This window comes from Sphaerochaeta sp. S2, from assembly GCF_016406725.1.
Lineage (GTDB): Bacteria > Spirochaetota > Spirochaetia > Sphaerochaetales > Sphaerochaetaceae > Sphaerochaeta.
In genome coordinates this window covers 1-26,090 of record NZ_JAEKNT010000387.1, presented here as the reverse complement: position 1 = coordinate 26,090, position 26,090 = coordinate 1, and the positions used below count along the sequence as shown (strand labels likewise).

Sequence of the window (26,090 nt, the reverse complement as noted above, 5' to 3'; positions counted from 1 at the left end):
CTTATGGAACTATTAGATGCGGTCTTTGTATTCCAAATGCATGAAGACCAGGAACTCCTGTGGCACCAGCGAGTGCATAATCACGAGCCTGGACAATTCGAAGTCCACTACTTTGTCAGTGGAAGTGGCACATTCAGCAATGCCCAAAGCAGATACACCATCTCACCAGGCTCATTGTTTGTAACCACTGGAGGAACCGTGCATGCTATCGAGGCTGACCGTCAGGCTGGTCTCACCTATTACGCAACCCTGATCAGCTGTCCTGAAGAACAGGGTTTGGTGAATAAGCTGGAAACGATGAACCCTATTCGGCTTGGAACAAACTGGCGTTTCTTCTTTGAAGAAGTCAGAGACAAGGGCCTCAGCCAATTGAAGGAATTACGCATCAGTGCCTGTTACCAGATGCTTGGCCTCTTGTACAACCTTGCTGCCGGCACAAAGCTGGAAGAGAATCAAGGGGAGAATGTTCACCTTGAGAAAGCCATCCGCTATATGCAACGGCATATCTTTGACAATCTGAATCTGCAGATGATCGCAGACCATGTACAACTCGATCCTTCATATTTTGTACGGCTATTCAAGAAACGCATGAACACCACCCCGATGCGATATTACTCAAACCTGCAGCTTGAAGTGGCACGTGCGCTGCTTACCAGCACAACCCAATCCATCAAGGAAATTTCAGAGAAACTGCAGTTTTGTTCTGAGTTCCATTTCTCCAAACGATTCAAGCAATCCACAGGGAGCAGTCCCTCTTCCTACCGGAAGACCCATTTGCAACTTCTCGGCTTGTAACGTTGGAAGAAGATACGAAACATCTTCCACGCACCTCTTGTCAGAAGTAACAGGTACCTTTGTACATGTCTTTTGTCATATCATGGGGTGTGCCACAAGTAATATTTCTTCATTATTAGTCATTCCCCTTCAGATTCAACGTTTTCACCATGTCATAAGTGACTACTTCTCACAAATTTTCTCATAAAACTTGTGTAATGTGAGATGTTATTGGTATATGTTATAGGTCACTTCTTCTAACATATGACAATATCTAATTTCTTCTATTATAACAATTTATTTTATTTTCTATATTGACATCTTCTTACATCTTACATACTATATGGATGTAACAACTACTACAAAGGAGTAAGAAGATGAAGAAGTTTAAAGCCATCATACTGACAGCCATCTTGATGACTGTCTTCTCTTCTGCTCTTTTTGCTGCTGGCATGCAGGATACTGCAGTACTTAAGCTGCACGCCTACATCCCCGAGAGAAACACCTTTACTGCCAATGAGTTTGGATACTTCGAAGTTGATTCAAATGCGTATAACTTCACCTATTCAGTTGCAGAAGAGGGAGCGAACAGAATGTTGTTCGTGGTTGCCAATTAAGAAAGGTCGAAGCGCGTCCGGACAGACAAGCTTGCAAATATTGAAGCCAGTGATGAGGGAAACATCACTGGCTTCTATCTTTATCTGAATCTTTAGGTGAATTCCTAGTCAAATACCTCATTAGCCAGAGGGATCGAGGCCATGGCACCTGGGCGAGAGACAGCAAGCCCTGCCGCTTTGCTCGCAGCACGTAAACACTCCCCTACTGAGAGCCCACGTGAGAGAGAAGCCAGATAGTACCCGATGAAGGTATCACCTGCTGCGGTGGTATCGACAACAGGAGTGTCGTAGATTCCCTCACTGATCCTCTGATCCTGGTAACCGTAGAGACAGCCCTCCTTTCCAATAGTCAGGAGAATTTCGCTTTCAGGATAGTTTTTTACAAGCTGTTCCAGAATATCGGAAAAATCACTGCCCTCTGGAAGATCGGCAAGGTTTGCCCCTTCGATCTCATTTACTACCAGGAGATCCACAAGCGACAGAGGAAGATCTCGTGCACTTTGGTCAAAGGGCGCCAGATTCATGCAAACCTTCATACCCCTTTTCTTCGCCTCACGGATCAGGTGCCCACTGTGGACAATCTCGTTCTGGAGAACAAGCATATCACCTGAGGAAAATTGCTTGAGCGCTTCATCAATCTCATCGACGGTAATTGCAGTGTTCCCTCCTCCGTAGAGGATGATTGCATTCTGTTTATTGCTATCAAGCTGTATCAAGGCCTGACCTGTCGCCCCTTCATAACGATGAATGAGAGAAGTATCGACCCCATAGCTTGAGAGCAGTTCCAACAGGAATATGCCATCCTCCCCAATCTTTCCTGCATGGAAAACCTCAGCACCAGCTTTAGCAAGGGCAGCACTCTGGTTTGCACCCTTACCCCCGGCACTTTTGGTAAGAGACGTGCTCTGCAGTGTCTCCCCACCCTTTACAATGTGATCTACCGTGAAAATCAAATCAATATTGACAGAACCATAATTCAGAAATCGCATCTTTCCTCCTATAACAACGGGGCAGCCAGTTTCAGGACCATCCCTGCAAGCTTCTTTATCCACGAGCGGTTCTTTACAAAATCCAAGGTGATTAGTCTACTGACATCCAGGGTCTTTCGTATATCATCATGGACTTTCTGTACGACAGAAGATCCATAAAACGCCACCCCGTTCTCAAAGTGCAAGTAGAATGATCGATAATCCATGTTGATCGTTCCAATAATTGCAACCCGATCATCACTCACGAACATCTTAGCATGCAGAAATCCTGGTATGTACTCATAAATCTTCACCCCCGACTCCAGCAGAGGCCGGTAATTCTCCCTGGTGACCGCAAACACATACCATTTATCAGGCTTATGGGGAGTGATAATACGGACATCAACGCCACTTTGGGCGGCAATCTTCAGCGCAGTAAGCATCTCATTGTCTAGGATGAGGTAGGGAGTTGTGATCCAGACATACTTTTTTGCCATGCTGATAATCTGGATATAGGCATTCTCTGCAACATTCTCATTATCCAACGGGTTATCGGCGAAAGGTTGGACAAATCCATCCGTTTTGCAGGTTATGGTGGGGCGATATGCATAGTAATCCATTGGTTGCCCGATAGAGAAAGCCCAGAGTTGGAGAAACATCTGGGTGAGGCTCCAAACAGCATCCCCCCTAAGCTTAACTGCAGTATCTTTCCAATGCCCAAACCTGATTTTTCGGTTGGCATACTCATCGGCAATATTCATCCCACCGGTGTAACCCACATTGCCATCAATGACCAAGACTTTACGGTGGTCGCGACTGTTCGAACGACTATTCAAGTGAGCTTTCAATGGGTTGAAGGCAACTACCTCAAGCCCAAGTGAACGAAGTTTACGGTCGTAGTGTGAAGGGATGTCGAAAATAGAGCCTACATCATCGTACATGAGACAGACACGGACTCCCTGCATACGCTTCTCAAGGAGTACAGCGAGCACAGAGTCCCAGACCTCTCCCTCTCCAATGATAAAGAACTCAAGAAAGATGAAGCTCTTGGCCTTTCTCAATTCTACCAAAACATCCTTTATCCAGTCCTCTCCACTTGCAAAGTATTCAACTTCGGTATTTCCCCACACTGGGTATGAACTGATATGTGCAATGTACTGTGCTTGCCGTGCAAGCGTTCTTGAATATGCAGCGAGGGCTTTCATTGGAAGGAGGTTGCTATAGGCTCCACCGGCCATACCTCGTTGGTTGAGCTCATCCAGTCTTTCCAGTCGAGCACGAAGGCGGGCATTGAGCCCACGAGTACCGAAGAGGATATAAAACAAGCCACCATAAACAGGAATGGTCATGAAAATAAGCATCCAGCCGATCTTATATGCAGGGTTGAGATCTCGGACGACTACAACAAGGGCCATCATGATGGAAAGACCTGAGAGGAATTGAATCCAGAGAGCATCATTTTGGGCAAACCCAAAGATGTTGATAAGGATGGCAATCTGGAGTGAGATGAGAACGAGGGAGATAAAGAGTCTGCCCGTGAAGAACTTCAGTAATTTTCGAAACATGGCTGCTCTCCCCCTTGGCAGAAGAGTATAACATTTCGGCCCTAGCTAGGCAAAGCCTACTCCTTGGGCATCGAGAACTCACATCCACAATAGTGCTGGCGATAGAGCCCCAACTCCTTGCTTAGGCGAACACTCTTTTCAAAACCACCTTTCTTCTTGAAATCAATCTGCTCAAAACCAGGAAATTGTTCTCCAACGCTGAATATTCGTTTACTGTTCTTGAACCGGCTGACCGTCAAGGTAGTCGTGAAATGCTTAAACCCCAGTTCTTCAGCCTTGGCTGAGGCTTCCCGCAGGTTGTGAGTGAAACAGAGGCTGCATCTGGTTTCCCCTTCCCTCTCCCCTTCATGGCCTTTTACACTCTCCAACCAACGTTCATGGTCGTAATGTTCATGAATTACCTTCAAGGAGTAGGTATGGGCTACTTCCAACAGAGCCTTATAGCGCCTCTCAGCTTCTTCCATGGGGTAAATATTGCTATTTGAAAAGTACAGGACAGGATTCCAACCATTCTCAAGCAGTCTCTCGATGCTGGCGGTACTACATGGTCCGCAACAGGCATGTACCAGAATGTCATTCTCTTCCATATGCCCAGCATACGGCAAACCATCATGAACTTGCAACCACCTGCCTTTCTGTGTAGAGTACAACCGTTGAAGGGAGGTCCCAACACTATGAATCGAAAGAAGAACCTTGGCTTATGGATTACGTTGTTGATCGTGGTACTTATATCCGTGATTGATATCCCTACGTATAGCAAATTCCTCTTGATCGCCCTATTCCTGGGCTCCCTGCTCTATTACAGACGGAGTGTCATCTTCTACATCAGGGCAAACAGCAAGATCACCAGCAAGAATGAGGCAGACTGGCAGTATGCCTGGCCCCTCTATCGAAAGGCCATCAAGGCAGGATTGCAGAAACCCTTTGTCATTACTGCAGCAAGCATGTTCCTCCAACGTGGGGATGCAGAGGAAGGCAAGCAGATCATTGAAGACTATTTTAACTCTGAAAAGGGACGAAATGAAAATCTTGACAATGTTGCGAAGACCATGGTCAGTATGGCCTATTGGATGGATGGAGACCTCGGTAAAGCAATTGAATGTGTAAAAGAAGTCCACGAACGGGGATATCAGGATAAGAACCTGTTCATCAACTACACCACCTATGCATTGGCTGCTGGTGATCTTGAAAAAGCTGAAGAGTTGCTTGAAGAGGCAGGACAGCTTGAAGAAAGCAGCCCGGGCATCAGAGACAGCCGTGGATGGTTGCTTCTCCTCCGTGGACAATGGGAAGAAGCAGATGCACTGTTCCAGGAACTCATTGAAAAGGGCCCTCGTTTTCCAGAACCCTATGTACATCATGCTCAGGTAAAAATTCACTTTGGGCAAGTGGGCGAAGCAATTGAACTGCTTAAAAAGGCATTGGATGCCCGCTACGCAAATACCTCTGGTTTCAGCAAGGAAATTATCCAGGAAATGATAGATGGCTTGGAAAACCCAGAGACCAGAAGAAAGTGTGCCATGGAGATAGAAAAGGACACTGCTTCAGTAGCACTGGGAAAGAAGCCTGCATCAATCGACCAAAGCTTCCCCCCAGAGGAGGGCTATAACCTTGAGGGGTTCGCCAAACCTAAAAAACAGAAGAAAAGCGCCGCCCCCAAACAGCAAAAGAAATTACCTATTGAGAGCGATGAGAGAACCCCTAATACTGACCTCACAGAAGAGGACTTGGAGTATATCAGAAAGCACAACCTTGAGTAGCGCTAGTGATCTGTAACAACATAAACTTGTAACTGGGCTTGGAGCAGATCGGACAGAAGACAAGGAAGCTCAGATATCGAGATATCTGAGCTGATACGAACAAGGTCCATCAGTTCGATAGGCCCAAGAAGAGTAAAGATTTACATATTACAGATCAAAACACCATGTTGAAATAGAAGCCCCAAACCAGGGTATTTACCTTCTGATCCCAGCCTCCGTAGATGGTCAACGGCAATGAACGAATTCCCAACAGGGAGATATCAGTGTGCAGTTCCAAGCCAAGAGAGAGATAGGGAGCAAAGGTATTCCGATTCCAGAGCAAATCCGTATAGATGGCAACAGAGCTGTTATTGAAGATGAACATCTCTGCCATCGTGGGGTCGAATCCACTCGGCCGGTACCCTATCGATATACCCAATCCCACCAGATGATTCGCTGGATTGCTGCTGACTGTCAGGTCATGCCCCTGGCTCTTGATCTGTGAGTCAGTGGTTCTGAACCCATCCGAGAAAAAGAAAGGAACATCCCCCTGTCCATCCAGTGCAAATCGCCCAAAGGTATTGACGGCAGCGAACAGGTCTAGGTTCTGGTGAAGTATCTCTGTTGTTCCTCGAGCTGCAACAAACGAGCGTACTTCTGAGAAATCTCCCAGCATTTGGAACGAGAGAGAGAGTGATGAATCGTTGAATGCCCATAGGCCACCATTCTCCGGATATAGATTCCCCTTTGCAATGATAGAGTAGAGGAAAGTATGACCGTCAAAGAAATCGACATGGTCACTATCTTCAAAATTGTTTATCTGTTCATAGGATTGCAGCAAGCTTATTCTCAGTTTTTCATCGAAGGCGAAAATCCTTCCCTCCAGGTCAACTCCACTGGAAACAATGGGTGCCACGTTCGCAATATCGAACATAAAGGAGCTGTAGAGGGAGAGACGTAAATGCTTCAGGAAGGTGTAGTCAAACTGCGCGCGAATTGCTGGGGCAGCAGAGAACCGGTCATTGCTGCGGAAGTCGAAGGAATATCCAGGATTGACGCTTACCGAGATATCATCCTTCCTATAGATGAACTTCAAACCGATGGTGGAATCATCCTTGAGCGCGGAAGGATCTGCCTTGAGGTAATCACTATCCAAGCCCAATCCAAACAGCTTGGAAGGAATATTCAAGGGCACATGTTTGTAAAGATTATAGAGGTTGGAGCTCTCTTCGATCTTCAACGACAAGTCATTGCGTTTTTCCGAGAGTTCAAGGGAAACCGAATTCTTGTGCAAGGTGGATAATTGCTCCTCGCGTTCACTTGCTGAGCGATACCCTTGCTCAACCAGATATTCTACGCGGTCGAACTCCATGAACGAGACATCCTCTACGGCACAACGAATCCAGACAACATCTGGGAGGGCTTGCTTGAGCTCTTCCACCCCCTTTCTTCTCTTTCCAATATCGATGGAAACATTGAGCACTGTCAGAGGATTCTTTAGATTCAGGGTATCTATATCATAGAAGGTAGTTGAAACGATGACAGAATCTGCATAGGTGTAGGCCAAATCAACAGGGGCAAGATTGGTAATACCTCCATCTATCAATAGGTGTCCTCGATATTCAACGGGAGGGAAATACACAGGCAGAGCATAGCTTGCCTGCAGTACTGTGAAAAAATCGCCTTCACTGATGGTAACCTGTCGCTTGGTCACAAGGTCCTCTGTCACCACAATGATGGGTATGGGAAGCGTTTCAAGCTGCAGGTCCGAGCCAACAATCGAGGCAACCTTCGCCAGGAAACGGGAGGAATCAAGCATACCACCGCTCACAGGGAGGGTAAGGTCAAACATGCTTTGGAGATTAACCGAAGTAACGCTTTCAAGAATCTGGTCAGGGGAAAGGCCTGCTGCATAGAGGAGCCCTACAATGCTGCCCATTGAGTTGCTTATGATGAAATCAGGGACAATATCCTGCTCCTCCAAGTACTTCAGAACCCCGATATGGGCAAAAGCTCGTGCTGAACCACCGCTAAGTACGAGCCCGACAGGAGAGCGTTCTCCTTGGGTACGTGCAAGTATCCGCTCCCTGAACACTTCATCCCCGTAGGAGATGGGTACATCAGAGAGAAGAATATCATCAGCTTCATCAGCAGCCGCAAGGCTTGAAAGCGCCATACAGATCAGCAAAGCCATTATCAGCAACTTCTTGAAAGTCTTCACGATTTCCTCCATGTATGCCTTACTGTAAAGCAAAGAGGTTGAAAAAACAATCTCATGCTACTTTTTTGAAAACGCTGTTGCTTTTTTCAAAGGGATTTGATAGCATGAATCTCGCTAACGCCGGCGTGGTGAAATTGGTAGACACGATAGACTCAAAATCTATTGAGCGCAAGCTTGTATCGGTTCAAGTCCGATCGCCGGTAAACAAATCATTACAATATAACAATTTAAGGTGCACGGATGTGCGCCTTTGTTGTTTCTGGATGGGTTGGTCTGATCTGTTGGTAGTCAGGAGTCCCCGAGATAGGTCCTCACAACTAGGTCATCGGACACACAAGACCAAGTGTATCCTGCCTCACTCAAGGCTAGTTCCAATGCCTCTTGCGTTTTGGTCTCAAATCCAATGAGGACATTTCCTGTATCACTTGCAGCATTTCGGTAGTGAAAAAGACAGATATTCCATCGGTTATCCAGAGCACTTAGGAAGTCTCCTAGTGCATTGGTCCTCTCAGGAAATTCAATCTGGTAGAAGACCTGGTGTTCAGCTTCGGTGGCCTCTCCTCCTATCATATGGCGCAGATGCTCCTTGGCAATGTCATTATCCGAGAAATCAGTACAGGCAAAGCCTGCTTCATTGATGCGCTCCAACAAGAAATGCTTGTCCTCATTTCCTGCAACAGTCAGTCCAACCAACACATGTGCCATCGAGCGACGTTGCAATCGATACGAGAACTCCGTAATACCTCTATCCTTGACCACTTCCCTACAAAAGGCATGCAGGGCTCCTGGTTTCTCTGGCATATGTACTGAGAGCAACGCCTCCTTTCCTGAACCCAGAAGGGTTCTTTCAGCTACCTGCTGAAGCTTTTCGAATGTGATATTCGCCCCTGAACAGATGACTACCGCATGGGCATCGGAAGGAAGGTCATACTGTTGCAGCCCTGCAAGAGCCAAGGCACCTGCAGGTTCCAGGATACTTCTCGTCTCTTCAAAAACCCCTTTCATGGCGTAGCAGATCTGGTCAGTACTGACCGTCATGAAATCATCAACAAGGCGGGAAGCAAAGCTGAAGGGAAGAGCCCCTACCTGTTTGACAGCCACACCATCTGCAAAGATACCAACATGAGGAAGGATCACCCGCTGGCCACTGGAAATACTCGCAGCGAGACAGTTACTGTCCTGTGGCTCTACACTAATGATCTGTACATGGGGTCGGAGTGCTTTCACATAGCTTGCAATCCCACTGATAAGCCCACCTCCCCCTACTCCTACAAATATATGGGTGACCTCACTGAGCTGTTCCATGATTTCCTTGCCAATCGTTCCCTGGCCAGCAATCACCAAGGGATCATCAAAGGGATGGATGAAGGTCCTTCCTGTCTCCACTATCCGCTTTCTACAGTACTCATAGGTCTCGGAGTAACTATCGCCGTAGAGTTCAATCTTTGCCCCAAAGTTCTGAACTGCATCAACCTTGATGGTTGGAGTGGTCTTGGGCATGATGATCAAGGCATCAATGCCAAGCTTCTGCGCTGAGAGGGCAACTCCCTGTGCATGGTTGCCCGCGCTTGCTGCAATGACTCCCCGGCTCTTCTCCTCATCGGTAAGATGGGCGATTTTATTGTAGGCTCCCCTTAGCTTGAAACTATGGACACTCTGCAAGTCCTCCCGTTTCAGATACACTGAGCAGCCTTTCTCCTTGCTTAAGCGAGAAGCATAGGTAAGCGGGGTTTCAACTGCAACATCATAGACCTTGCTGGTAAGGATATGCTTGACCACATCATCAACGATTATTGGGCTCATCTCTCGTTCCTTTGTGAGTATTCATTCATACGAAGACTCTCTGCATTGAACCTACACCATTACCTTCCAGTAGTACAAGAAGTGCTGAAGAAATTCCGCTTTGGAGGAAAAACGTATATCCCTAAGAGATAGATAAGGGAATACGCTTGACCAATGGTAAGGAGAAGGATACTATCTATTTAGAATTATTTCGAAATAGGAGAAGCCATGGGGTTTTCAGAAACCATGAAAGCGATTGCTGATCCCCAACGAAGGGAGATGCTCTCACTTGTCAAGAAACAACGCCTGAGTGCTGGCGAAATTGCTACGCAGTTTCCCAATCTCTCTGCAGCTACTGTCTCCTACCACCTCTCCTTGTTGAAAAAAGCTTCCCTGATCACAGAAACGAAATACAAGAACTTCATCTACTATGAACTCAATGCCTCAGTATTTGAGGAAATCATGCTTTGGTGTGCCCAGTTTACCGGAGGTATCGATGAAAAGCCGTAACCATCTTATAGACAAGACCCTTGTTGTCACGACCATCTTATGCTTGGTACCTATCTTCTTCTCTCTTGCTGTCTATGACCAGTTGCCTGACCAGGTCCCCATACACTTCAATGCAGCGGGACAGCCCGATAATTATGCAAGCAAGGCATTTGGCGCATTCGGCATGCCATTATTGTTGGCACTACTCAATATTTTTGTGCAACTTGCGGTGAAAACCGACCCAAAGCGAGATACGTCCAGCAAGCTTTATCATATTGCACGATGGACTATCGCTATGCTGACACTGTTCATTGTTCCCTTCTCTCTCCTTATCGCACTTGGACAACCGTTCCGGGTGGAAAAAGTTGTGCCTTTGGCTGTAAGTGTATTGCTTCTGGTAGTAGGGAACTATCTGCCCAAAATCAAACAGAACTACACCATCGGCATAAAGCTGCCATGGACCTTGTCTGATGAGGAGAACTGGAAGAAGACTCATCGTCTTGCCGGCTGGATCTGGACATTCTTCAGCCTGCTCTTCATCCTGGTCATCCTCCTTGATTTCTATGTTGTCTGGATTTTCTTTTTGGGCATCGCGGTGATGGTGACATTCCCATTGTTCTACTCTTTTATCTTGGCACAGAGACAACAGACTAACGATACAGACTGATATTCTCCTTATGCTCTTCGTAGGTCTCAGCATAATGGATTTCCTTGTCATACCCATGTAGATAGTAGAAATAGGGAGAGTCCTTCGGGAAGAAAGCTGCCTCAAGCGCCTCAACTCCAGGACTGCAAATCCCTGATGGTGGCAAGCCTGCCTTTCTCCGCGTATTATACGGGCTCTTTGTCTCCAAGGCTTCAGTTGGTATCGGGTTTTCCCAATCACCGATCTCATAGCGGGTGGTTGCATCAATTCCCAATGGCTCACCATTCTCCAAACGATTATGGATAACCGAGGAAATCCCCTCCATTTGTGTCACATTCTGTGTCTCGGCTTGGATCATGGAGGCTACAATCAAGAGCTCCTCAACGCTATAGCGCTCCAGAAGTGGAGAGTCCAACAGCCCTTGCAGTTTAAGCAGCATCTTCTGATACATTGCCAGAGCCAACTCCTCTCCAGCACGATTACGATGCACTGTATAGGTTCCGCTTAGCAACCACCCCTCAGTGAAGCTGAGCTGGTAGGCAACAGCCAAATCATTGACTGCTTCAATGAAAAGGCCTGACTCCCCTTCCAGCCTATTTGCCAGATAGTCATCAATTTCAAAGATAGTAAAACCAGGGGGAATGGTAACCTCCATGGTTTTCTCAGTGTTCGCGAACATGGAAGCAACCTCACTGAACGCTAGATTGCGGCCCATGATATACGTACCGGTCTGAATCACCGTAGCAAGTTCTTCTTCCACCAGGTAGGCAAGAAAAGCCTGTGCATCCTCAACTACCCCCAACTGTTCGAGCAAGAGGCTGACAGTACGTGCGGTCATCCCGCTTTCAATGGTCAGTGCAACGACATCGCGCTCCTCTACCACAGATACCGAAGGGGCGAGGATGGCAGGCTTCTCGAAGTAGGCATAGAGGAGGATAAGAGCGGTACATGCCAGCAATGCGATGAGCAGAGGAAGCAAAAGGCGCCTAGAGAGAGGAGGACGGTAGGAAGTACGCTTACCAATCTTTGGAGGTACCACCTGCTGTTTCTTGGGCTTGGATGTCTTGGTTGCAGGATGCTTGCGGGTCCTTGTCTGCACTACATGAGGATTCGGTTGATCAGCAGTACGGGGCGTTGGCCGCTTTTTTGCAGGAGACGCTTTGGTCTCTGTCTTTGGAGCCGGTTGCTTGTCTGAAGGAATCTTGACCGTCATAGTGCGTGTGGTGACTGTCGGTCTCTTTCTCGTCGTACTTGGTTTCTTTGCAGGAGTAGGAGAATCTGAGAGGACTACCTTATAGGAGGATGTACTCTTTTTTGGCTTCGCCTTCTCTCCCTTCCCCTCTAGGTCCAGGGTCAACTGTTTTGGAGGTTTGGGTTTCTCAGCCATCGCTCTCAGGTTCCTTCATGGGCAACAACTCGTTGATCTTGTTCTGTTTGAGCTGGATGGATGCATGCACCTGGGCAATCTGACGGTTATATGTCTCGATTTGCGACTGCAAGTGGTCAACCTTCTGTTTCTCCAGCTCAATCTGTGCTTCAAGTTCCTGTACCTTGATCAAGTTTTGCAGATTCTTGATTTCCTCTTCCAATGTTCTTATCCGGGACCGATGAAGGGTAATCTGATCCATCAAGGAGATTGCTTTCTGTCCTACCATCCCTGCATGCACTGAATCTGGAAGGGATTCATAGAGAGTTTTCCCATACAAGTGAGCCGCTCTTTGATACGTTTTCTCTTCCTTTTTCATAGCCTGAGAGAGTTCTTCCAACCGAGATTTGGGGCTTGGGACCTCTTCACTACGAAGTCGTGCAATTGCACTTTGGTGCAGCTCCATCTCCTGCTGGAGTGCAGATTCCTCTTTTCTCAGCCGTTCAAGCTGCTTGCCAACTTCAGGATGTCGGCTGAGCGGAAGGTCAGCTTCACACCCAATAGCTACCAGGGCTTCCCCTGCTCTTGACAGCAACCCCACCATCTGTCTTCTTGAGGCATCGAGTCGAAGATGCAGGATCTTCCTTCCCAATTTCCCGTTGTAGGACTCAAGGCGCTCCTCAAGCTTCCGGGTCTTTCTCTGGTGTTCCTCAAACAGTGGTTGGCAAACCTCCTCGATGTACTCAGGCAGGGACTCTGAACCATAAGCCTCATAGGCAATGGCGCCAATCTGTGCATGAATCTTGCGCTTTGGTTGTGCAAGTGCCTTGATGTCGGAAGCAATCTCCTTCACTTTTCTCGAACGATCTTGCATTTGTTGAATATATATCCGTACCTGCTCGAATGATTGTTTTGCTTCTTCCCATTTCTGGAGGGTGTCCCTATATTGCTCATATTCGCTGCGGGCATACCCAAGACTGACGTTTTCCTCTATAAGAGAAACGCTTTTTGCCAAATCCATGTATAAAGCGAGCACATCCTCATGGTGTTGTTCAATCGCTTTCTGTTTTTCCTGGATATCTGCCTGCAATGAGCCCATAGTTGATAGTATCATAGAGGGGGGCCACTAGGCAAAGAGAGAAGAACCAGCATTCATCCTTTTCATCGTTCCTTGACAAAGGGAGAAGAGGTTCGGTATTCTGATTGCAAACTGCCTTGGGATGGGAATGGTTTATTCATGCTACCATATTCTTTTCCTCGACAGATTTGGAGAGCGTTTGCGTACATGTGCCAGCATGTACCCTCTTCTTTGAGTGTGACCACAACGGTATCCACTTACTTCTGTCTCAAAAGAGCAGAAGCTATGCCCACCACGTTTCCCACACCCCCTATGAGGCGGCGGGACGGGGGGAGCATGTTCCCAAAAAAAATTTAAACATTCAGCCCTTCCGCTGGCACGGACCAAGAGGCTCTACGAACCAAGGAGAATTGCTCATGGCTATTGACAACAAGAGCACCCCGACCGACGACCTGGTAATTGACACCATCCAGCTGCTTGCTGGTAAAACCAAGGCCGACCCAAACCCTGATGAATTGGAACAACTCAAGCGTCTGATCAAAAAGAATGTCCCATTCACACTTCGTGGCTATTTTATGGCCTATTTGCTCAGGGAAGTCCTGCAGGCAAATACCCCGAAAAAGGCTGGTTCAAGACCAGCACCGAAGGCAAAGCGAGAAGCTCCTGCAAAGAAAGAGGAGCCCAAGGATGAGAAGGAGAGCCAACAACCCCGCAAGAAAGCTCCTAGGACCCTTCCAGAGGGAGCAAGAACACTGTACTTGAACATTGGAAAGATGAAGAGACTGTACACCAAGGAACTGAGCCAGATCCTCCAGACAGAGCTTGGTATAGAAAGAGATGACATTTACAGCATCCGTATCCATGACAAGTACTCTTTCATCAGCATGAGTGAAGAGAACTGTGAGAAAGCTATTGAGAAGCTCAATGGAATGGATATCAGAGGCAGAACGGCTTCCATCAGCTATTCCAACAAGGAGTAGGATATGATTGTGGAACGACTTGTGGTGGGGCCCTACCAGACAAACTGTTACATCATGGGTAATGAAGAGACCTCCAGTGCCTGGATCATCGATCCAGGGGCTGATGGTCAGCTCATCATTGACCGCATCACCCAACGAAACCTCACCCCTGTCGCCATTCTTTTGACCCACACTCATTGGGACCATATTACTGCCATAGGAACCCTTATAGAGAGATGGCCTGATCTTGAGCTCCTTGTAGCTGAAGAGGAAGCCTCTGCCCTATCATACGAGCATGTCAAACAGGTTTGTTTTGATAAGAGTTTCCTTCAAATGTATGACAAGGAGTTGCAAAAGCTACCCAGACCATCAGGGTTTCTCTCTGATGGCCAGTATTTGCAAGACAGCCACCTGCTGGTGTTGCACACCCCGGGTCATACCAAGGGGGGTGTATGTTTGTATCATGAGGAAGGACAGTTTATGTTTACCGGTGATACACTGTTTGCCGGCAGTATAGGCCGGACTGATCTGGAAGGTGGTTCCTACACCGAGATAATAGCAAGCTGCAAACGATTGCTCGATCTCCCTGGGGAAGTGCAAATACTTCCCGGGCATGGACCTACCAGTACTATCAAGAACGAATACAACAATCCATTTCTTTAAAAAAATCCAGATGGTCCCCTACGAGGAGTTCCATCTGGTTTTTTTGCCCAGCCAGGAGACTATCTTCTCCCTGGGACCTCTTCTGCGTTTTTGCAATCGATGCAAAGTACTGCATAGGGAATAGCTCTGAGCCTTTCCTCTGGAATTTTCTTTCCACATCTCAGACAGGATCCATATTTTCCATTATGGATACGGGCGATGGCATTCTCGATGGAACGGAGGCGGTTTGCCTCATGCTTGTTGATCGCTTCCATCTTCTTGAACGCAATATCATCAGCCGCAACATCGATGCTGTCCTTGATCCCCATTGAATTCACCATTTCCCGGAAATCACTGTTATCCTCAGTGAGTTTCTCCAATAGTTCATTTCTCATGGAAACGAGAAGCTCTTCCATCTCATGCACAAATGCCTCGGACATTATACGCCTCCTACAAGGGACAGTATCTGTACCCCTTGGATTTTTATCCATATAAGATGGGGATAAGATGCGTTGTTGTCAAGCTCCTTACCTCATTTTTAGCATATTCAGAGTGTTTTTGTCTAAAAAGGGTACCAAAACATAACCTTTCCGATAAAACGTGAATAAAGGCTGGCTGCAAGCAGTGCCATAATGAGAGCCAATACGATGAAATCCACCGATTTTAGTTTTCGTTGCATGTACCAGGTACGGCTCCTGGAACGAGCAAATCCTCTAAGAACCATGGCATTGGTGATAATATCGATCCGGTCAAGACTGCTGAAAACCAATGGGGTGATCACACGCCCGAGTGAAGATATTCGTTTCTTAAGTGGTGTCTGGGAAGAGAAGTCAACGCCCCTTGCCATCTGCGCATGCAGAATATGCATATAGCTCTTTGTCACCTCAGGGAGATACCTCAGTGCAAGTGCAACTGCGTAGCTGATACGATAAGAGATCCCCAAGCGATTCAATGAAGAAGCAAACTGTGAGGGATGGGTGATGCTGACAAAGAGTAAAGCCATCGGAAAGATGGAGAAATATTTCAGACAGACCACCACCAGGTAGAACAAGGTTTCCGCACTCAGGGAATACCTGGCATGCTCAGGGCCAAGGATGATGGTTCTGCTGCCGAGATACCGGGTGCCTTGATCAGGGGAAAAGAGATAGATAAACAGTGCATTGAGGGCAATGACCGTCAACATACCTATGATGTAGGGAGAGAATTTGCGAAGGGGAATCCTTGTCAGGGAGAGCAAGGAGAAAGAGATAATCGTGCTTACCATTAGGAAACGTATATCGAACGTGGTAAGGCAGAACACAATCCACGTCAGGAAAAGGATAAACTTTGTAACACCATTGAGACGGTGCAAAGGTGAATCTGTCTCTTCGTAGGTAAGCGCAAACCCAAACTTTCTCCCCTCCTTCTTGGCTCGTTCCATCCTCTTTCGTTTCGGCTTCATTGCAGAGAGAGGTTTCTCCAAGGCAGGAATTTGGGAAACCTTGGTCGCTCGTGAGCGGGTCTCTTGTTCTGTACGGACAAACGTATCGATGAATGAAGAGACATCGTCAACACCACACTGTTTTGCAAGCAAGGAAAGACTGGTCTCCTTCAGGTTTGCCTTGTGAAGTACTTCTTCATCGGCAAAGACTTCACTGGTTGGCTTGTCACAGAGCAGATGTCCATCATGCAATACCAAGGAACGATGGGTATATTCGAGAGCGAGATGCATATCGTGGGTGATGAAGAGAATGGTCAGACCGGTCTTCCTATTCAGTTCAGAGAGGAACTCCATCAAAGCTGTATACCTCTGGTAGTCCTGACCACTGGTTGGCTCATCAAGGATGAGCAGCTTTGGATTGGTCACCAGGATGGAGGCAATGGTAACCCGCTTCTTCTGTCCGTAACTCAGTGCCGAAATGGGCCAGTGATGGTATGGCCGTAGAGCACAAAGCCCAAGCACGTCCATAACACGGTCCTTGATCTGCTCCTCCCCATAGCCTTGTTGCCTGAGAGCAAAGGCAACCTCATCATAGACGAGGTCACAGCTGATCATATGGTTCGGGTTCTGCATAACAAAGCCGATACTTGAAGAGCGTTGGCTTGCTGAGTAGGCATCCAGCAAGGTTCCTTCATACCGGATATGACCGGAATCCTGACGGATCACTCCCATCAATATCTGTGCGAGGGTGGATTTCCCTGCCCCATTGTTCCCAAGGATGCTGACCATCTCCCCTTCATGAATGGTCGCACTGACATCATCCAGCACAGTCTTCAGGCCATCATAGGAATAGCTGATGTGTTCGATTTCCAACTGGACAGGTCTCTCCTGCCTCGATGAAGGCCTCTGTTGTTTTTTATGCCATGCCTTCACACTCTCCTTGCACTGTTCGAGATGTATGGTGTCCAGACTGCTGACATCATCAAGTGTGGAGAGGTCACATCCAGCCATCCGTAAAGCCGCCAGATACAAGGGATCTCGTAAACCAAGCTCACTCAACAAGGCTGTTCCCAGCAGTGCCTGTGGGGTGGTGTCGGCAACCAAGGAACCTTCTTGCATCACCAGGATTCGGTCTACGGGATAGGAGAGCACATCCTCGAGTCGATGTTCTATGATCAAGACAGTCTTTCCAGTCTCCCTGGAAAGCTGGTCGATAAGCCCCATTGCCTTCAAACCGGTAGCTGGGTCGAGGTTGGCAAGTGGCTCATCAAAGAGCAAAACCTCCACATCATCCACCAATACACCGGCAAGAGACACCCGTTGTTTCTGTCCCCCTGAAATTTCCTGTGGACTCTGATTCAAGAACTCTTGCATCCCAACAATCCCAGCCATTTTGGAGACCAGGTTCTCCATTTTCTTGCGGTCCATACACTGGTTTTCCAAGGAAAAAGCAATATCCTCAGCGACAGTCAATCCTACAAATTGTGCATCAGTGTCCTGCAGTACAGTGCCTACCTTCTTGTTCACTGCGTAGATATCTCCATCCGCAAGATTCATCGAGCAGATGGATGCTTCTCCCTCAATTATACCACTGAAGGCATGAGGGATAAGCGCATTGATGCAGTACCCCAGGGTACTTTTGCCACTGCCAGAAGGGCCCACGATCAAGACTTTCTCTCCCTCACGAATAGTGAGGTTGATATGCTTAAGCGTGGGTTCCGTCTGACCTTGGTATGTAAAACTGAAATCCTTGAAAACAATCTGAGGTGCTTGCATGTACCAGTCTGCAGAACAAGCTGCAGATATTCTCCTTTAGGCTTCTTCGTCCCTGGTAAGTCCTTCTCTGCTCTTGTTGCGTTTCACAACCAACAGCAGCAAGAGAGTACCAAGAATGGCGATGACAACCGTATTGGAGAAGGCAATGATCAACTGCTGGGTAATAACCTTGTCCATCGGTTCAGCGAAGAAGAGGAAATCAAGCAGTGCGCTGATCATGTATCCGATGAAATTTCCCAAGAAAGCGAGCAGGATAAACAAACCGATTGAGGAACGGGGAAGTTCTCCTTTTTCAACACAGTTCTTGCTCATTGCAGGAAACAATCCGATCGCAATTCCCACAATACCACTACCAAGCATCCACGTAGGCCAAACTCCCCATCCTGCAAACAGGTCGGTCAGCCAGTGACCGAGGAATCCTACCAAGAAACCAACGATTGGTCCAAACACAGCTGCAAACAAGGCCAGAATAGCCATGGCAGGCTTGATGGTGGTGTTGGCGAAGACAGGGACACTGACCAGCCCACCCACTCCATAGAGAGCTGCACCGATGGCAATGATCACAACAATGCGTACCGGTTGCATTCCTTTGTTCTGTTCCATATTTGTTACCTCCTTACGGGCAATTACCAATCATTCTATCACCGAAAAACTGATTTTCCACCCCTCACCTGTCCCAATTCCGTAGGTTGTTGCAAAATTCCCCTGATTCAGGGCAACTGCAAGATTGAGGAGGCTGTTGATGTAGATAAGAGGCTCACCCTTCCCCACTTCTGTGAAGGACTTACATATGGGAAGCTTGTATCCATAAACGATACGGCCATTGTAGGAGATGGTTGTCTGCAGCAAATCCCCGTTACCCAGAGAAAGCTCATCCAAAAAGTCAGCACTGATATTGGTCCAGAGCGAACCATAGCGGGCATCGAGGATATCCACCGAACCGACCAATGAGGACCCTTCAATTCTGGAACGTTCCATTTTCAGTTTGACGGTTCTTGGAACCAATGGACCAATCTCTTCATAGTCCAGATCACCGGAGGCCAAACGTGCCCCGGTATATGCATATACATCTCTTCCATGGAATGTGTGGCTTTTCTGGCTGCCTGAGAGACGATGGGTATCAACATTGATCATCCTCATCTCCAGTATCCCGATGCTGTCTGCCACATGGGTCAGCGTTCCGTTGTCAGGGGTGACAATCAGATGGCCACTCTCACTCAAGGCGACAACGCTTTTCCGGTCCGATCCTACCCCAGGATCGACCACACAGACAAAGACTGTTCCCCTGGCCCAATAGGGAAGTGCCTGTACCAGTCGGTAGGAGGCCTCCCAGATATTGAATTGAGGAATTTCATGGGTAAGGTCCTCCAATCTTAGGAGATTGGACACCCCATTGGCCACCCCATGCATGGCACTTACTGCTCCGTCTGACATGCCGAAATCACTGAGAAATACGACTGTCTTCCGCTCCTTCCAAGCCTGCAAGGCTACCAAGCTATCGCGCAGTTTCCTTTTCATGCTGTCTCTCCTGCTTCTCTCGCATTTGGCGGTCAAAAATCATTGCATACCTGATCAACAGTACAGAGAGTACCATCAAGACCAATGCTAGCATGACCACAAGGATAACAGAAGGCTTGTAGGCGATTGCAAGCAAAGAAAAGCCTACGAACAGGGAGAGAATGAGAACGATAATGGAGGGAGTCAGCCTACCCTGTTTCATCAGTCCAAGAACTCCTTGATGATCTCCAGGAACTTATCATAGGTCTCGGCTATCTGCAGATGGGGATACTGCTCCAGTATGTTCTTGGGGGCACGGAACAAGCAACCACCATCCGCTTCCTGGATCATGGTAAGGTCGTTGTAGGAATCTCCAGCTGCAAAGGTGCGGTAATTGAGGGCCTTCAACGCTTGGATGGCTTTCTTCTTGCCATCATGTAGGCGCATCCTGTGCCGGATGATGCGGTTATCCTCATCAACTTCCAGGCTATTACACCAGATGGTAGGCCAATTGAGCTGACGCATAAGAGGATTGGCAAACTCGCTGAAGGTATCGCTGAGAATGACAACCTGGGTCATCGATCGCAGTGAATCAAGAAAAGAGAGTGCACCTTCCATGGGACCCATCTGGGCGATGACATCCTGGATATCCTTCAATGTCAGGTTGTGTTCTTCAAGAATTTTGATCCTTCCGGCCATCAGCTTGTCATAATCCGGCTCATCGCGGGTGGTAATCTTCAGCTCCTCGATACCTGTTCGCTCTGCTACGTTGATCCAAATCTCCGGTACCAAGACCCCTTCCATATCAAGACACACAATATCCATCCGCTACCTCCCAGATTGTACCACCTAGTATTACCGAGGGAGGGCCACCGATGCAAGAGGGAGAAGGAAGCCAAGCATGGCAGCAGTCTCAGTGAGCACCTCCACAGAACCCAGCACATCGCCGGTTACCCCTCCAAGTCGCTTTTTGCTGACCAGCATCAGGAAGAAACAAACGAGGAGTGTAGCAAGGAACGAAGATACAGCATTCAGCGCATACTCATTCGAAAAAATAAACAACAGAACAAGAACGATAAGGATCTGCAGGAGAGGGAGGACCAGATGGTAAGGTTTTGCTGCACGTACCAGGCGGGAGGCTGTCCCCTCTCCTTCCCTTGCATAATTCATCAAGGAGGCTGCTATGACCTGGTTCAGTCTTCCTAGAACCGGTACCAGCATCAATGCCAAAGGAATATCGGCAAGTTGCTGCAAGGCAGCGTATTGTATCAAGAGCACACAGAACAGGGTAATTAGGGCAAAGGCTCCGCTGTGGCTGTCCTTCATGATGGCCAAGCTACGTTCCTTGTCCCATCCTCCTCCAAGCCCATCTGCAAAGTCACAGAGCCCATCGAGGTGGAAGCCCCGTGAAAGGTAGGCAGAGAGTGCTATAATGAGCGCTGAGCGAATCTGGGGTGAAAAAGGAAGCAGGGAGGTTGCTACAAAAAAAAGACCAAAGAGAGCACCTATAAAAGGAAACCAGAACAAAATTCGTTGCTCCTTCTCCAAGGCGCGATAAGGCAGGGGAAACCGAGTGAGAGTACGCAGGGCTCCTCCAAGACCAAGTGTGATCACAGGACTTTTCCCTTGAGGGCAAGGGGAAGGCCAGCAACCATCAAAATTACATTCGTGGCAATCTCTGCTAGGTCCTGGTTCATCCATCCACTCAGGTCCCTGAAGGAGCGACTCTCTGCATCTGCAGGGATCAGGCCGAGGCCAGTTTCATTGGTAATGAGAAGAATCTCACAGGGGGGATGCTTGAGCACCTCATAGAGAGCATCTTCCTCAGGGAACCTTTTCTCAGGGATTCCTTTATGATAAAGGAGGTTTCCCAACCAAACAGTAAGACAGTCAACAATACAGACCTCGACTGATGGGGGAAGATCCTGTATAGCCTTCGCAAGGTCAAGGGGTTCCTCAATAGTGATAAATCGATCTGCACGATCTTTCTGGTGGGCAGCAATCCGTGCCTTCATCTCTTCATCAATCGGTTCGGCGGTAGCAATATAGGCGCGTGACTGGGTACCGTCACATACTCCCAGGGCATAGTCCTGGGCATAGGAACTCTTTCCGCTTCGGCCTCCCCCGATAACCAGTGTAACCCCACTCTTGATCTTTGTGTGGATTCTCATGGACCCAGCGGTGGAGACCATCGTGCCTTTTGCAGGCCGCAGCGGATATCCCTTTACGAGAGTCTTCTTCATATCAATGGTTGCCATATCTACCTCCCCAGTCTTTTCCCATCATATCATGGCTTTTCTCCAAGAGGGAGAGGGAAGCGTCCAACTCTGCCTCAGAAAATACCTCCAAGGTGAGTACCCTCTCTCTGTTGTCTTTATTTGTTTGATTCGATAAGGCAGAAATAAACTTGTTTATCTGTGTAGGGTCTCCCTTGTCCAGACCCAAATGATCCTTACCGTCATGAACGCCGTGAAGGTGTGCAATACGGGTTCTCGGCAAGAGTAAGTCAAGATTATCCTGCATGGGGTACCCCATGAGCCAGATATGCCCGATATCGAGCGTAACAGAGAGGTCATAGCGCTCCACCAGCGGAAATACATGCGAGAATGGATAGCTCAAGGTCTCAACACAAAACATCCTTCTCATAGCCTCATACTTCGATATCATCATCTCAAGACTCATATCAAGGCATGTTGACCAACGCTCTATATCCTCGGAGGGCACCGGTCCATAGGACTCTGGGGTGAGGTGCAATACATAACCGAAGGGATCAAGAGGCTCAGTAAGGGAGATGATCCTCTCAACGGTTCGCATGAATCGCATCCGCTCATCCAGATCGGCTGAACCGGGATAGATATCCAAGGGGAAATGCACGGTGTAGCTTAAACCGTGTGATTCACCCAATCGGGCAAGTTCCCTGATGGTTTTCTCATCAGGTAGATTGCTCATTTCTTCACTTTCAAAGAGTACCAGTTCAATATCATCCACCTTGTCGGCAAGATACCGTACATTTGGCAGGATATCATCTGGGATGATGTAACTTGTTGTTCCAATTCGCATATGCTTCATACCAACCCCATTGACTGTAACAGCTTCGTGCTATCAGTTACCTGCGCATCAGAGAAGCTGGTCATATCGGTAAGCAAATGACTTGCCAGACGTACCAAGGGCCAGGCCGCCAATGCGCCGGTCCCCTCCCCGAGTTGCATCTGTAGGTCCAAGAGAGGCTGGCCACAACCAAGAGATTCCAGCATTCTTCTATGCCCCTGCATTCCTGACTGATGGCAGGGAATGAGATACTTATGAAAGTACTCGTCCATGGCATTCGCTACCAAGGCAGCACTGGTTACGACAAACCCATCAAGAAGAATGGGCAATGAGGCCTCCGCAGCTTCCAGCATTCCACCACAGATGGCAGCTATTTCATACCCTCCAAGATTACAGAGTACCGTAAGTGGATCTCTCTCGGGATGCAGGACCAAGGCTTGTTCAATGACTGAAATCTTGTGTTCTAGTTCGGCGTCACTGAGACCAGATCCTTTCCCTGTGATTGCTGATACTGGAAGATTGGTGAGGGCAGCGGCCACAGCCGAGGCACTGGTGGTATTCCCCACCCCCATCTCACCAAATGCAATGGCATGGGCACCTGTCTCTATTGCTACCCTAACCCTGTTTCTCCCTGCTTCCATTGCCTGAAGGCATTGCTCACGTCCCATTGCAGGACCTTGCAAGAAATTTCTTGTCCCATAACCGATTTTGCAATCGACTACAGCTTCATGTTCAGAAAATGAATGGTTCACCCCAACATCAATCACTGATAGCGTTGCATGGTTCAAGGAGGCGAAGAGGCTGCAAGCACCACCACCGGAGGCAAAATTGCAGCACTGCTGGTAGGTGATCTGTTGAGGACTGTGGGTCACCCCCTCTTCCACCACCCCATGGTCACCTGCAAACAGCAAGAGAGAAAGGGAATCAAGCGGGCCCTCCTTGATAAGTGCCAGCTTGAGCGCAAGGGAGGCGAGTCTCCCGAGACTGTTTGGGGGCATTGCCTTTGCAAGCAACTGGGTTTCATACACAGCTTGCCGGCTGAAGTCGATTGCTTTGATTGACATGAGCTCATTGTAGAGGAGGAAGCTCTGGCGTTACAAGGCAGAAACCGATATAATGCGGCTATGAATCAGGCACTGTATCTCTTCCTCGACATGATGACTGGTATGATCACCATGGTTCCGCAGCAAGTAAAAGAAGACAACGTGGCGTAATTTTTTAGAGACAAGAAATTGCGTCATTTTTTTATACTTTTTCATTGACTTTATAATGTAGTGTAATGTAGTATATTTGTAGGATCCTGGAGGTCATATGGAACTAAAAGTCTTCACCAACAAAAAGGGCAACGCCCTGTATTACATGCGCAGCGTCCGCAAGAAGGGAAAAAAGAACCCAACAAAGGAAAAAGTGAAGTTCCTTGGCTACGAGGCAGACCTCAAGGAATTCTATGACGATCCTATCGAGCACTTCAGGGCTGAAGCCAAGAAGCTCAGGACCAAGGAACTGGAAGAGAGGCGAATCAGTTTGAGCATCAACCTGGAGGAACACTTCCCCCTGGGGGCAACGGGGGGTGAAGAGGCCGTTGTTGATGATTTGGTGTCACTGGGGCATCTGCCGTTGTCCGTCATCTATCATGAGCTTGAGATAGACCAGTTTGTTAAGAACAGACGGAGGCATTGGCCGGTTGGGGCAAATGTGGAAAGCATCTTTCGTCTCTTGGTGTTTGGCAGGATTCTTTTCCCTGGTTCAAAGTTCTCAACCTGGACACAGAGATCAAGGTTGCTGCTTGGGAACAGCAGGTTCAGTGATGACGATGTATACCGTTCATTGGGGTTCTTTTGCCAGTACAGCGATGACCTGCTTGTCCATCTGAACCAGAAGGTGAAGAGGCTGTACAAGCGAGACACATCGCTGATGTTTTATGATGTGACCAATTACTTCTGGGAAATCGACAACAAGGATGCAGACATCCTCGATGAGGATGGCGTCGTTGTTTCCGAGGGGTTGCGCAAGAACGGCCCATCCAAGGAACATCGCCCTGAACCAATCGTCCAGCTCGGGCTGTTCATGGACACTGAGGGCTTGCCGGTAGACTTCGGGCTTTTCCCCGGCAACAACAATGATGTGAAAACCTTCCTGCCGATGATCAGGCGCACGCAGGAACGGATGGGTCTGGACAAGATGATTTACGTTGGGGACAAGGGAATCATGAGTGGGACCAACGTAGCCAACATCCTTGCGCAGAAACAAGGATACATCATCAGCGACAGTGCGCTTAAACAAGATGAGGAGACTGAGCGGTTCATTCTTGACGAGGAAGGCTACAGGACCACCACTGCATATATGAGGTGCAGCGCCCTTCACGAGGAAGAGCGGCTCATGGATTACACCGACAGCCTTGGGCCTTATGAAGGCCCACAGGATATGCAGCAGGAGGTCGTGGTCTTCAAGATAAAGTCCCGCATTGTCCCTGCAAAGAAGAGCAGCTGGGTTGGGGATGGGTCCAGGAAGGTGAAGGTTACGGTCAACAAGCGCCAGATCGTCTTCTTCAGTCGGAAATACCAGGTGCGTGCCCGGATCAATCGCTGTAATGCAATAAGGAAAGCGCAACAGACAGGTACCATTTACAACGGGCATGGGGCAAACAAGTATTTTGCCAAGCAGGCGTATGATCCCGAGACGGGCGAACTGTTTGAGAAAGCAAAACATGTGCGCTACCTGGACGAAGAGAAGATTGCACAAGATGAACGCTTTGACGGGTATTACCTCATAGAGACCAACGTTGTCGGGACAAGTGAGCATGAGAAGCCGTGGAAGGGAACAGCGCGGTTCAGGAACTATGATTGCCTTTTTGAACTCAACAGGGTCGTAACCGACCAGGACATTGTTGAGATGTACCGCGGCCTCTGGAAGATTGAGGAATCCTTCAAGATTACCAAAAGTCATCTACAGGCAAGGCCGGTGTTCGTAAGAAAGCGTGAAAGCATACAAGCCCACTTCCTCACCTGCTTCATTGCCTTGCTCATCATTCGGATCCTGGAACTGAAGAAAATGAACAAGAAGATGTCCCATGTAAAAATCATAGAAACCCTGCAAGCCGCAAAGGTGGGAGAAGTACAAGGCAATATTTACAAGAACTACTGTTCCTCTCCTTACTTAAGAGAGATCGGCTTGGCTACGGGACTCGACCTATGGAAAGTGTTCTACACAAAGCAAGAATTGCGCTCAATGAACAATAAAACAAAAGATATCTGATGATGTACTACAATTGATGAGATATTATGGCTATATGATTGCCTATTAATTGCCTTTAGGATAATCAGTTGGTAGCCATTCTTTATGTTTTTGCTGCGGAACTCAGGATTGGAAGGTATTCTGGGAAGAGGTACCATAGACAGAAGGAGGCTTACCATGAATACAATCACTGACCATATCCTCTCACGTAGAAGCGTGCGAAGTTTTTCCAATGAACAGATAAGAGATGAGGACCTCGATCTCATTCT

25 protein-coding genes and 1 tRNA gene are annotated in these 26,090 nt (G+C 48.0%); 9 read left to right on the top strand and 17 right to left on the bottom strand.

The features are described from left to right. Together JF818_RS11490 and JF818_RS11485 are read left to right on the top strand one after the other, a co-directional pair. Window positions 1-795: AraC family transcriptional regulator (locus tag JF818_RS11490; RefSeq protein WP_233067443.1), on the top strand; the 795-nt coding region annotated here is incomplete at its 5' end. 356 nt (window positions 796-1,151) lie between these two features. Next, the gene (locus JF818_RS11485; protein WP_198892146.1) at window positions 1,152-1,391 is read left to right on the top strand and encodes a hypothetical protein; all 240 of its coding nucleotides are present in this window, start codon (window positions 1,152-1,154) and stop codon (window positions 1,389-1,391) included. 104 nt (window positions 1,392-1,495) lie between these two features. Here JF818_RS11485 and JF818_RS11480 read toward each other — a convergent pair whose 3' ends face one another. The 3 genes from JF818_RS11480 to JF818_RS11470 are packed head-to-tail and all read right to left on the bottom strand — an operon-like array spanning window position 1,496 to window position 4,511. Next, window positions 1,496-2,380: a ribokinase gene (locus JF818_RS11480; RefSeq protein WP_198892145.1), complete on the bottom strand. Its 885-nt coding sequence runs from the start codon at window positions 2,378-2,380 to the stop codon at window positions 1,496-1,498. A gap of 8 nt (window positions 2,381-2,388) precedes the next feature. Then, on the bottom strand, window positions 2,389-3,924 hold the full coding sequence (cls, locus tag JF818_RS11475) for a cardiolipin synthase (RefSeq protein WP_198892144.1): 1,536 nt from the start codon (window positions 3,922-3,924) through the stop codon (window positions 2,389-2,391). A gap of 56 nt (window positions 3,925-3,980) precedes the next feature. After that, on the bottom strand, window positions 3,981-4,511 hold the full coding sequence (locus tag JF818_RS11470; protein ID WP_198892143.1) for an epoxyqueuosine reductase QueH: 531 nt from the start codon (window positions 4,509-4,511) through the stop codon (window positions 3,981-3,983). An 87-nt stretch (window positions 4,512-4,598) separates the two neighbouring features. Between JF818_RS11470 and JF818_RS11465 the strand changes: the two genes are divergently transcribed. Beyond that, window positions 4,599-5,684, top strand: coding sequence for a tetratricopeptide repeat protein (locus JF818_RS11465; protein WP_198892142.1), 1,086 nt, complete (start codon window positions 4,599-4,601; stop codon window positions 5,682-5,684). Between the two features lie 154 nt (window positions 5,685-5,838). Here JF818_RS11465 and JF818_RS11460 read toward each other — a convergent pair whose 3' ends face one another. Further along, window positions 5,839-7,884: a patatin-like phospholipase family protein gene (locus JF818_RS11460; protein WP_198892141.1), complete on the bottom strand. Its 2,046-nt coding sequence runs from the start codon at window positions 7,882-7,884 to the stop codon at window positions 5,839-5,841. Between the two features lie 119 nt (window positions 7,885-8,003). Here JF818_RS11460 and JF818_RS11455 point away from each other — a divergent pair. Continuing rightward, window positions 8,004-8,087: transfer RNA gene (locus JF818_RS11455), tRNA-Leu, on the top strand. 85 nt (window positions 8,088-8,172) lie between these two features. Here JF818_RS11455 and ilvA read toward each other — a convergent pair. Continuing rightward, window positions 8,173-9,687: a threonine ammonia-lyase, biosynthetic gene (gene ilvA / locus JF818_RS11450; protein WP_198892140.1), complete on the bottom strand. Its 1,515-nt coding sequence runs from the start codon at window positions 9,685-9,687 to the stop codon at window positions 8,173-8,175. Between the two features lie 207 nt (window positions 9,688-9,894). On the opposite strand from ilvA, the gene JF818_RS11445 reads away from it, so the two are divergent. After that, window positions 9,895-10,176 (top strand): autorepressor SdpR family transcription factor, encoded by a 282-nt coding sequence (locus tag JF818_RS11445; RefSeq protein WP_198892139.1) that lies wholly within the window; start codon window positions 9,895-9,897, stop codon window positions 10,174-10,176. Continuing rightward, window positions 10,163-10,822: an SdpI family protein gene (locus JF818_RS11440; protein ID WP_198892138.1), complete on the top strand. Its 660-nt coding sequence runs from the start codon at window positions 10,163-10,165 to the stop codon at window positions 10,820-10,822. The genes JF818_RS11445 and JF818_RS11440 overlap by 14 nt, the downstream gene beginning before the upstream one ends. Here JF818_RS11440 and mltG read toward each other — a convergent pair. Together mltG and JF818_RS11430 are read right to left on the bottom strand one after the other, a co-directional pair. Next, window positions 10,806-12,188, bottom strand: a complete 1,383-nt coding sequence (gene mltG / locus JF818_RS11435; protein ID WP_198892137.1) for an endolytic transglycosylase MltG — start codon at window positions 12,186-12,188, stop codon at window positions 10,806-10,808. The genes JF818_RS11440 and mltG overlap by 17 nt on opposite strands. After that, a complete protein-coding gene (locus JF818_RS11430; RefSeq protein WP_198892136.1) occupies window positions 12,181-13,266 on the bottom strand; it encodes a hypothetical protein in 1,086 nt (361 codons plus the stop codon). The genes mltG and JF818_RS11430 overlap by 8 nt, the downstream gene beginning before the upstream one ends. A gap of 395 nt (window positions 13,267-13,661) precedes the next feature. On the opposite strand from JF818_RS11430, the gene JF818_RS11425 reads away from it, so the two are divergent. Both JF818_RS11425 and JF818_RS11420 read left to right on the top strand, forming a co-directional pair. Beyond that, window positions 13,662-14,225 (top strand): DbpA RNA binding domain-containing protein, encoded by a 564-nt coding sequence (locus tag JF818_RS11425; RefSeq protein WP_198892135.1) that lies wholly within the window; start codon window positions 13,662-13,664, stop codon window positions 14,223-14,225. A 3-nt stretch (window positions 14,226-14,228) separates the two neighbouring features. Next, on the top strand, window positions 14,229-14,867 hold the full coding sequence (locus tag JF818_RS11420) for an MBL fold metallo-hydrolase (RefSeq protein WP_198892134.1): 639 nt from the start codon (window positions 14,229-14,231) through the stop codon (window positions 14,865-14,867). 59 nt (window positions 14,868-14,926) lie between these two features. On the opposite strand, the gene JF818_RS11415 is transcribed toward JF818_RS11420, so the two are convergent. The 10 genes from JF818_RS11415 to cobT all read right to left on the bottom strand — a co-directional run bounded on the left by JF818_RS11415 (window position 14,927) and on the right by cobT (window position 23,651). Further along, complete coding sequence (locus JF818_RS11415; protein ID WP_198892133.1) at window positions 14,927-15,286, bottom strand: TraR/DksA family transcriptional regulator; 360 nt, start codon at window positions 15,284-15,286, stop codon at window positions 14,927-14,929. A 122-nt stretch (window positions 15,287-15,408) separates the two neighbouring features. Continuing rightward, window positions 15,409-18,042, bottom strand: coding sequence for a DUF3744 domain-containing protein (locus JF818_RS11410; RefSeq protein ID WP_198892132.1), 2,634 nt, complete (start codon window positions 18,040-18,042; stop codon window positions 15,409-15,411). A 36-nt stretch (window positions 18,043-18,078) separates the two neighbouring features. Further along, a complete protein-coding gene (locus tag JF818_RS11405; RefSeq protein WP_198892131.1) occupies window positions 18,079-18,645 on the bottom strand; it encodes an ECF-type riboflavin transporter substrate-binding protein in 567 nt (188 codons plus the stop codon). A gap of 30 nt (window positions 18,646-18,675) precedes the next feature. Beyond that, a complete protein-coding gene (locus tag JF818_RS11400; RefSeq protein ID WP_198892130.1) occupies window positions 18,676-19,560 on the bottom strand; it encodes an S-adenosyl-l-methionine hydroxide adenosyltransferase family protein in 885 nt (294 codons plus the stop codon). Continuing rightward, window positions 19,538-19,762, bottom strand: coding sequence for a hypothetical protein (locus tag JF818_RS11395; protein ID WP_198892129.1), 225 nt, complete (start codon window positions 19,760-19,762; stop codon window positions 19,538-19,540). The genes JF818_RS11400 and JF818_RS11395 overlap by 23 nt, the downstream gene beginning before the upstream one ends. Next, a complete protein-coding gene (gene thrH, locus JF818_RS11390; protein WP_198892128.1) occupies window positions 19,762-20,364 on the bottom strand; it encodes a bifunctional phosphoserine phosphatase/homoserine phosphotransferase ThrH in 603 nt (200 codons plus the stop codon). The genes JF818_RS11395 and thrH overlap by 1 nt, the downstream gene beginning before the upstream one ends. 30 nt (window positions 20,365-20,394) lie before the next feature. Further along, window positions 20,395-21,153, bottom strand: a complete 759-nt coding sequence (cobS, locus tag JF818_RS11385; RefSeq protein WP_198892127.1) for an adenosylcobinamide-GDP ribazoletransferase — start codon at window positions 21,151-21,153, stop codon at window positions 20,395-20,397. Continuing rightward, on the bottom strand, window positions 21,150-21,797 hold the full coding sequence (cobU, locus tag JF818_RS11380) for a bifunctional adenosylcobinamide kinase/adenosylcobinamide-phosphate guanylyltransferase (RefSeq protein WP_198892126.1): 648 nt from the start codon (window positions 21,795-21,797) through the stop codon (window positions 21,150-21,152). Before cobU ends, cobS begins: the two co-directional genes overlap by 4 nt. Continuing rightward, window positions 21,784-22,608, bottom strand: a complete 825-nt coding sequence (gene cbiR, locus JF818_RS11375; RefSeq protein WP_198892125.1) for a cobamide remodeling phosphodiesterase CbiR — start codon at window positions 22,606-22,608, stop codon at window positions 21,784-21,786. Before cbiR ends, cobU begins: the two co-directional genes overlap by 14 nt. Continuing rightward, entirely contained in the window at window positions 22,605-23,651 is a 1,047-nt protein-coding gene (gene cobT, locus JF818_RS11370; RefSeq protein WP_198892124.1) for a nicotinate-nucleotide--dimethylbenzimidazole phosphoribosyltransferase, read from the bottom strand. The genes cbiR and cobT overlap by 4 nt, the downstream gene beginning before the upstream one ends. Window positions 23,652-23,898: 247 nt before the next feature. Between cobT and JF818_RS11365 the strand changes: the two genes are divergently transcribed. Further along, window positions 23,899-25,842: a transposase gene (locus JF818_RS11365; RefSeq protein WP_198892123.1), complete on the top strand. Its 1,944-nt coding sequence runs from the start codon at window positions 23,899-23,901 to the stop codon at window positions 25,840-25,842. Window positions 25,843-26,090: the final 248 nt, after the last annotated feature.

Excerpts from the sequence above, each read along its gene's own strand:
- JF818_RS11420 (WP_198892134.1), top strand. The coding sequence starts at position 14,229 with ATGATTGTGGAACGACTTGTGGTGGGGCCCTACCAGACAAACTGTTAC.
- JF818_RS11405 (WP_198892131.1), bottom strand. The coding sequence starts at position 18,645 with ATGGAACAGAACAAAGGAATGCAACCGGTACGCATTGTTGTGATCATT.
- cls (WP_198892144.1), bottom strand. The coding sequence starts at position 3,924 with ATGTTTCGAAAATTACTGAAGTTCTTCACGGGCAGACTCTTTATCTCC.
- JF818_RS11415 (WP_198892133.1), bottom strand. The coding sequence starts at position 15,286 with ATGTCCGAGGCATTTGTGCATGAGATGGAAGAGCTTCTCGTTTCCATG.
- JF818_RS11445 (WP_198892139.1), top strand. The coding sequence starts at position 9,895 with ATGGGGTTTTCAGAAACCATGAAAGCGATTGCTGATCCCCAACGAAGG.
- JF818_RS11430 (WP_198892136.1), bottom strand. The coding sequence starts at position 13,266 with ATGGGCTCATTGCAGGCAGATATCCAGGAAAAACAGAAAGCGATTGAA.
- mltG (WP_198892137.1), bottom strand. The coding sequence starts at position 12,188 with ATGGCTGAGAAACCCAAACCTCCAAAACAGTTGACCCTGGACCTAGAG.
- JF818_RS11480 (WP_198892145.1), bottom strand. The coding sequence starts at position 2,380 with ATGCGATTTCTGAATTATGGTTCTGTCAATATTGATTTGATTTTCACG.
- cobU (WP_198892126.1), bottom strand. The coding sequence starts at position 21,797 with ATGGCAACCATTGATATGAAGAAGACTCTCGTAAAGGGATATCCGCTG.
- cobT (WP_198892124.1), bottom strand. The coding sequence starts at position 23,651 with ATGTCAATCAAAGCAATCGACTTCAGCCGGCAAGCTGTGTATGAAACC.
- JF818_RS11485 (WP_198892146.1), top strand. The coding sequence starts at position 1,152 with ATGAAGAAGTTTAAAGCCATCATACTGACAGCCATCTTGATGACTGTC.
- thrH (WP_198892128.1), bottom strand. The coding sequence starts at position 20,364 with ATGGATATTGTGTGTCTTGATATGGAAGGGGTCTTGGTACCGGAGATT.
- JF818_RS11425 (WP_198892135.1), top strand. The coding sequence starts at position 13,662 with ATGGCTATTGACAACAAGAGCACCCCGACCGACGACCTGGTAATTGAC.
- JF818_RS11440 (WP_198892138.1), top strand. The coding sequence starts at position 10,163 with ATGAAAAGCCGTAACCATCTTATAGACAAGACCCTTGTTGTCACGACC.
- JF818_RS11410 (WP_198892132.1), bottom strand. The coding sequence starts at position 18,042 with ATGCAAGCACCTCAGATTGTTTTCAAGGATTTCAGTTTTACATACCAA.
- JF818_RS11365 (WP_198892123.1), top strand. The coding sequence starts at position 23,899 with ATGGAACTAAAAGTCTTCACCAACAAAAAGGGCAACGCCCTGTATTAC.
- JF818_RS11400 (WP_198892130.1), bottom strand. The coding sequence starts at position 19,560 with ATGAAAAGGAAACTGCGCGATAGCTTGGTAGCCTTGCAGGCTTGGAAG.
- JF818_RS11465 (WP_198892142.1), top strand. The coding sequence starts at position 4,599 with ATGAATCGAAAGAAGAACCTTGGCTTATGGATTACGTTGTTGATCGTG.
- JF818_RS11470 (WP_198892143.1), bottom strand. The coding sequence starts at position 4,511 with ATGGAAGAGAATGACATTCTGGTACATGCCTGTTGCGGACCATGTAGT.
- JF818_RS11395 (WP_198892129.1), bottom strand. The coding sequence starts at position 19,762 with ATGAAACAGGGTAGGCTGACTCCCTCCATTATCGTTCTCATTCTCTCC.
- cbiR (WP_198892125.1), bottom strand. The coding sequence starts at position 22,608 with ATGAAGCATATGCGAATTGGAACAACAAGTTACATCATCCCAGATGAT.
- ilvA (WP_198892140.1), bottom strand. The coding sequence starts at position 9,687 with ATGAGCCCAATAATCGTTGATGATGTGGTCAAGCATATCCTTACCAGC.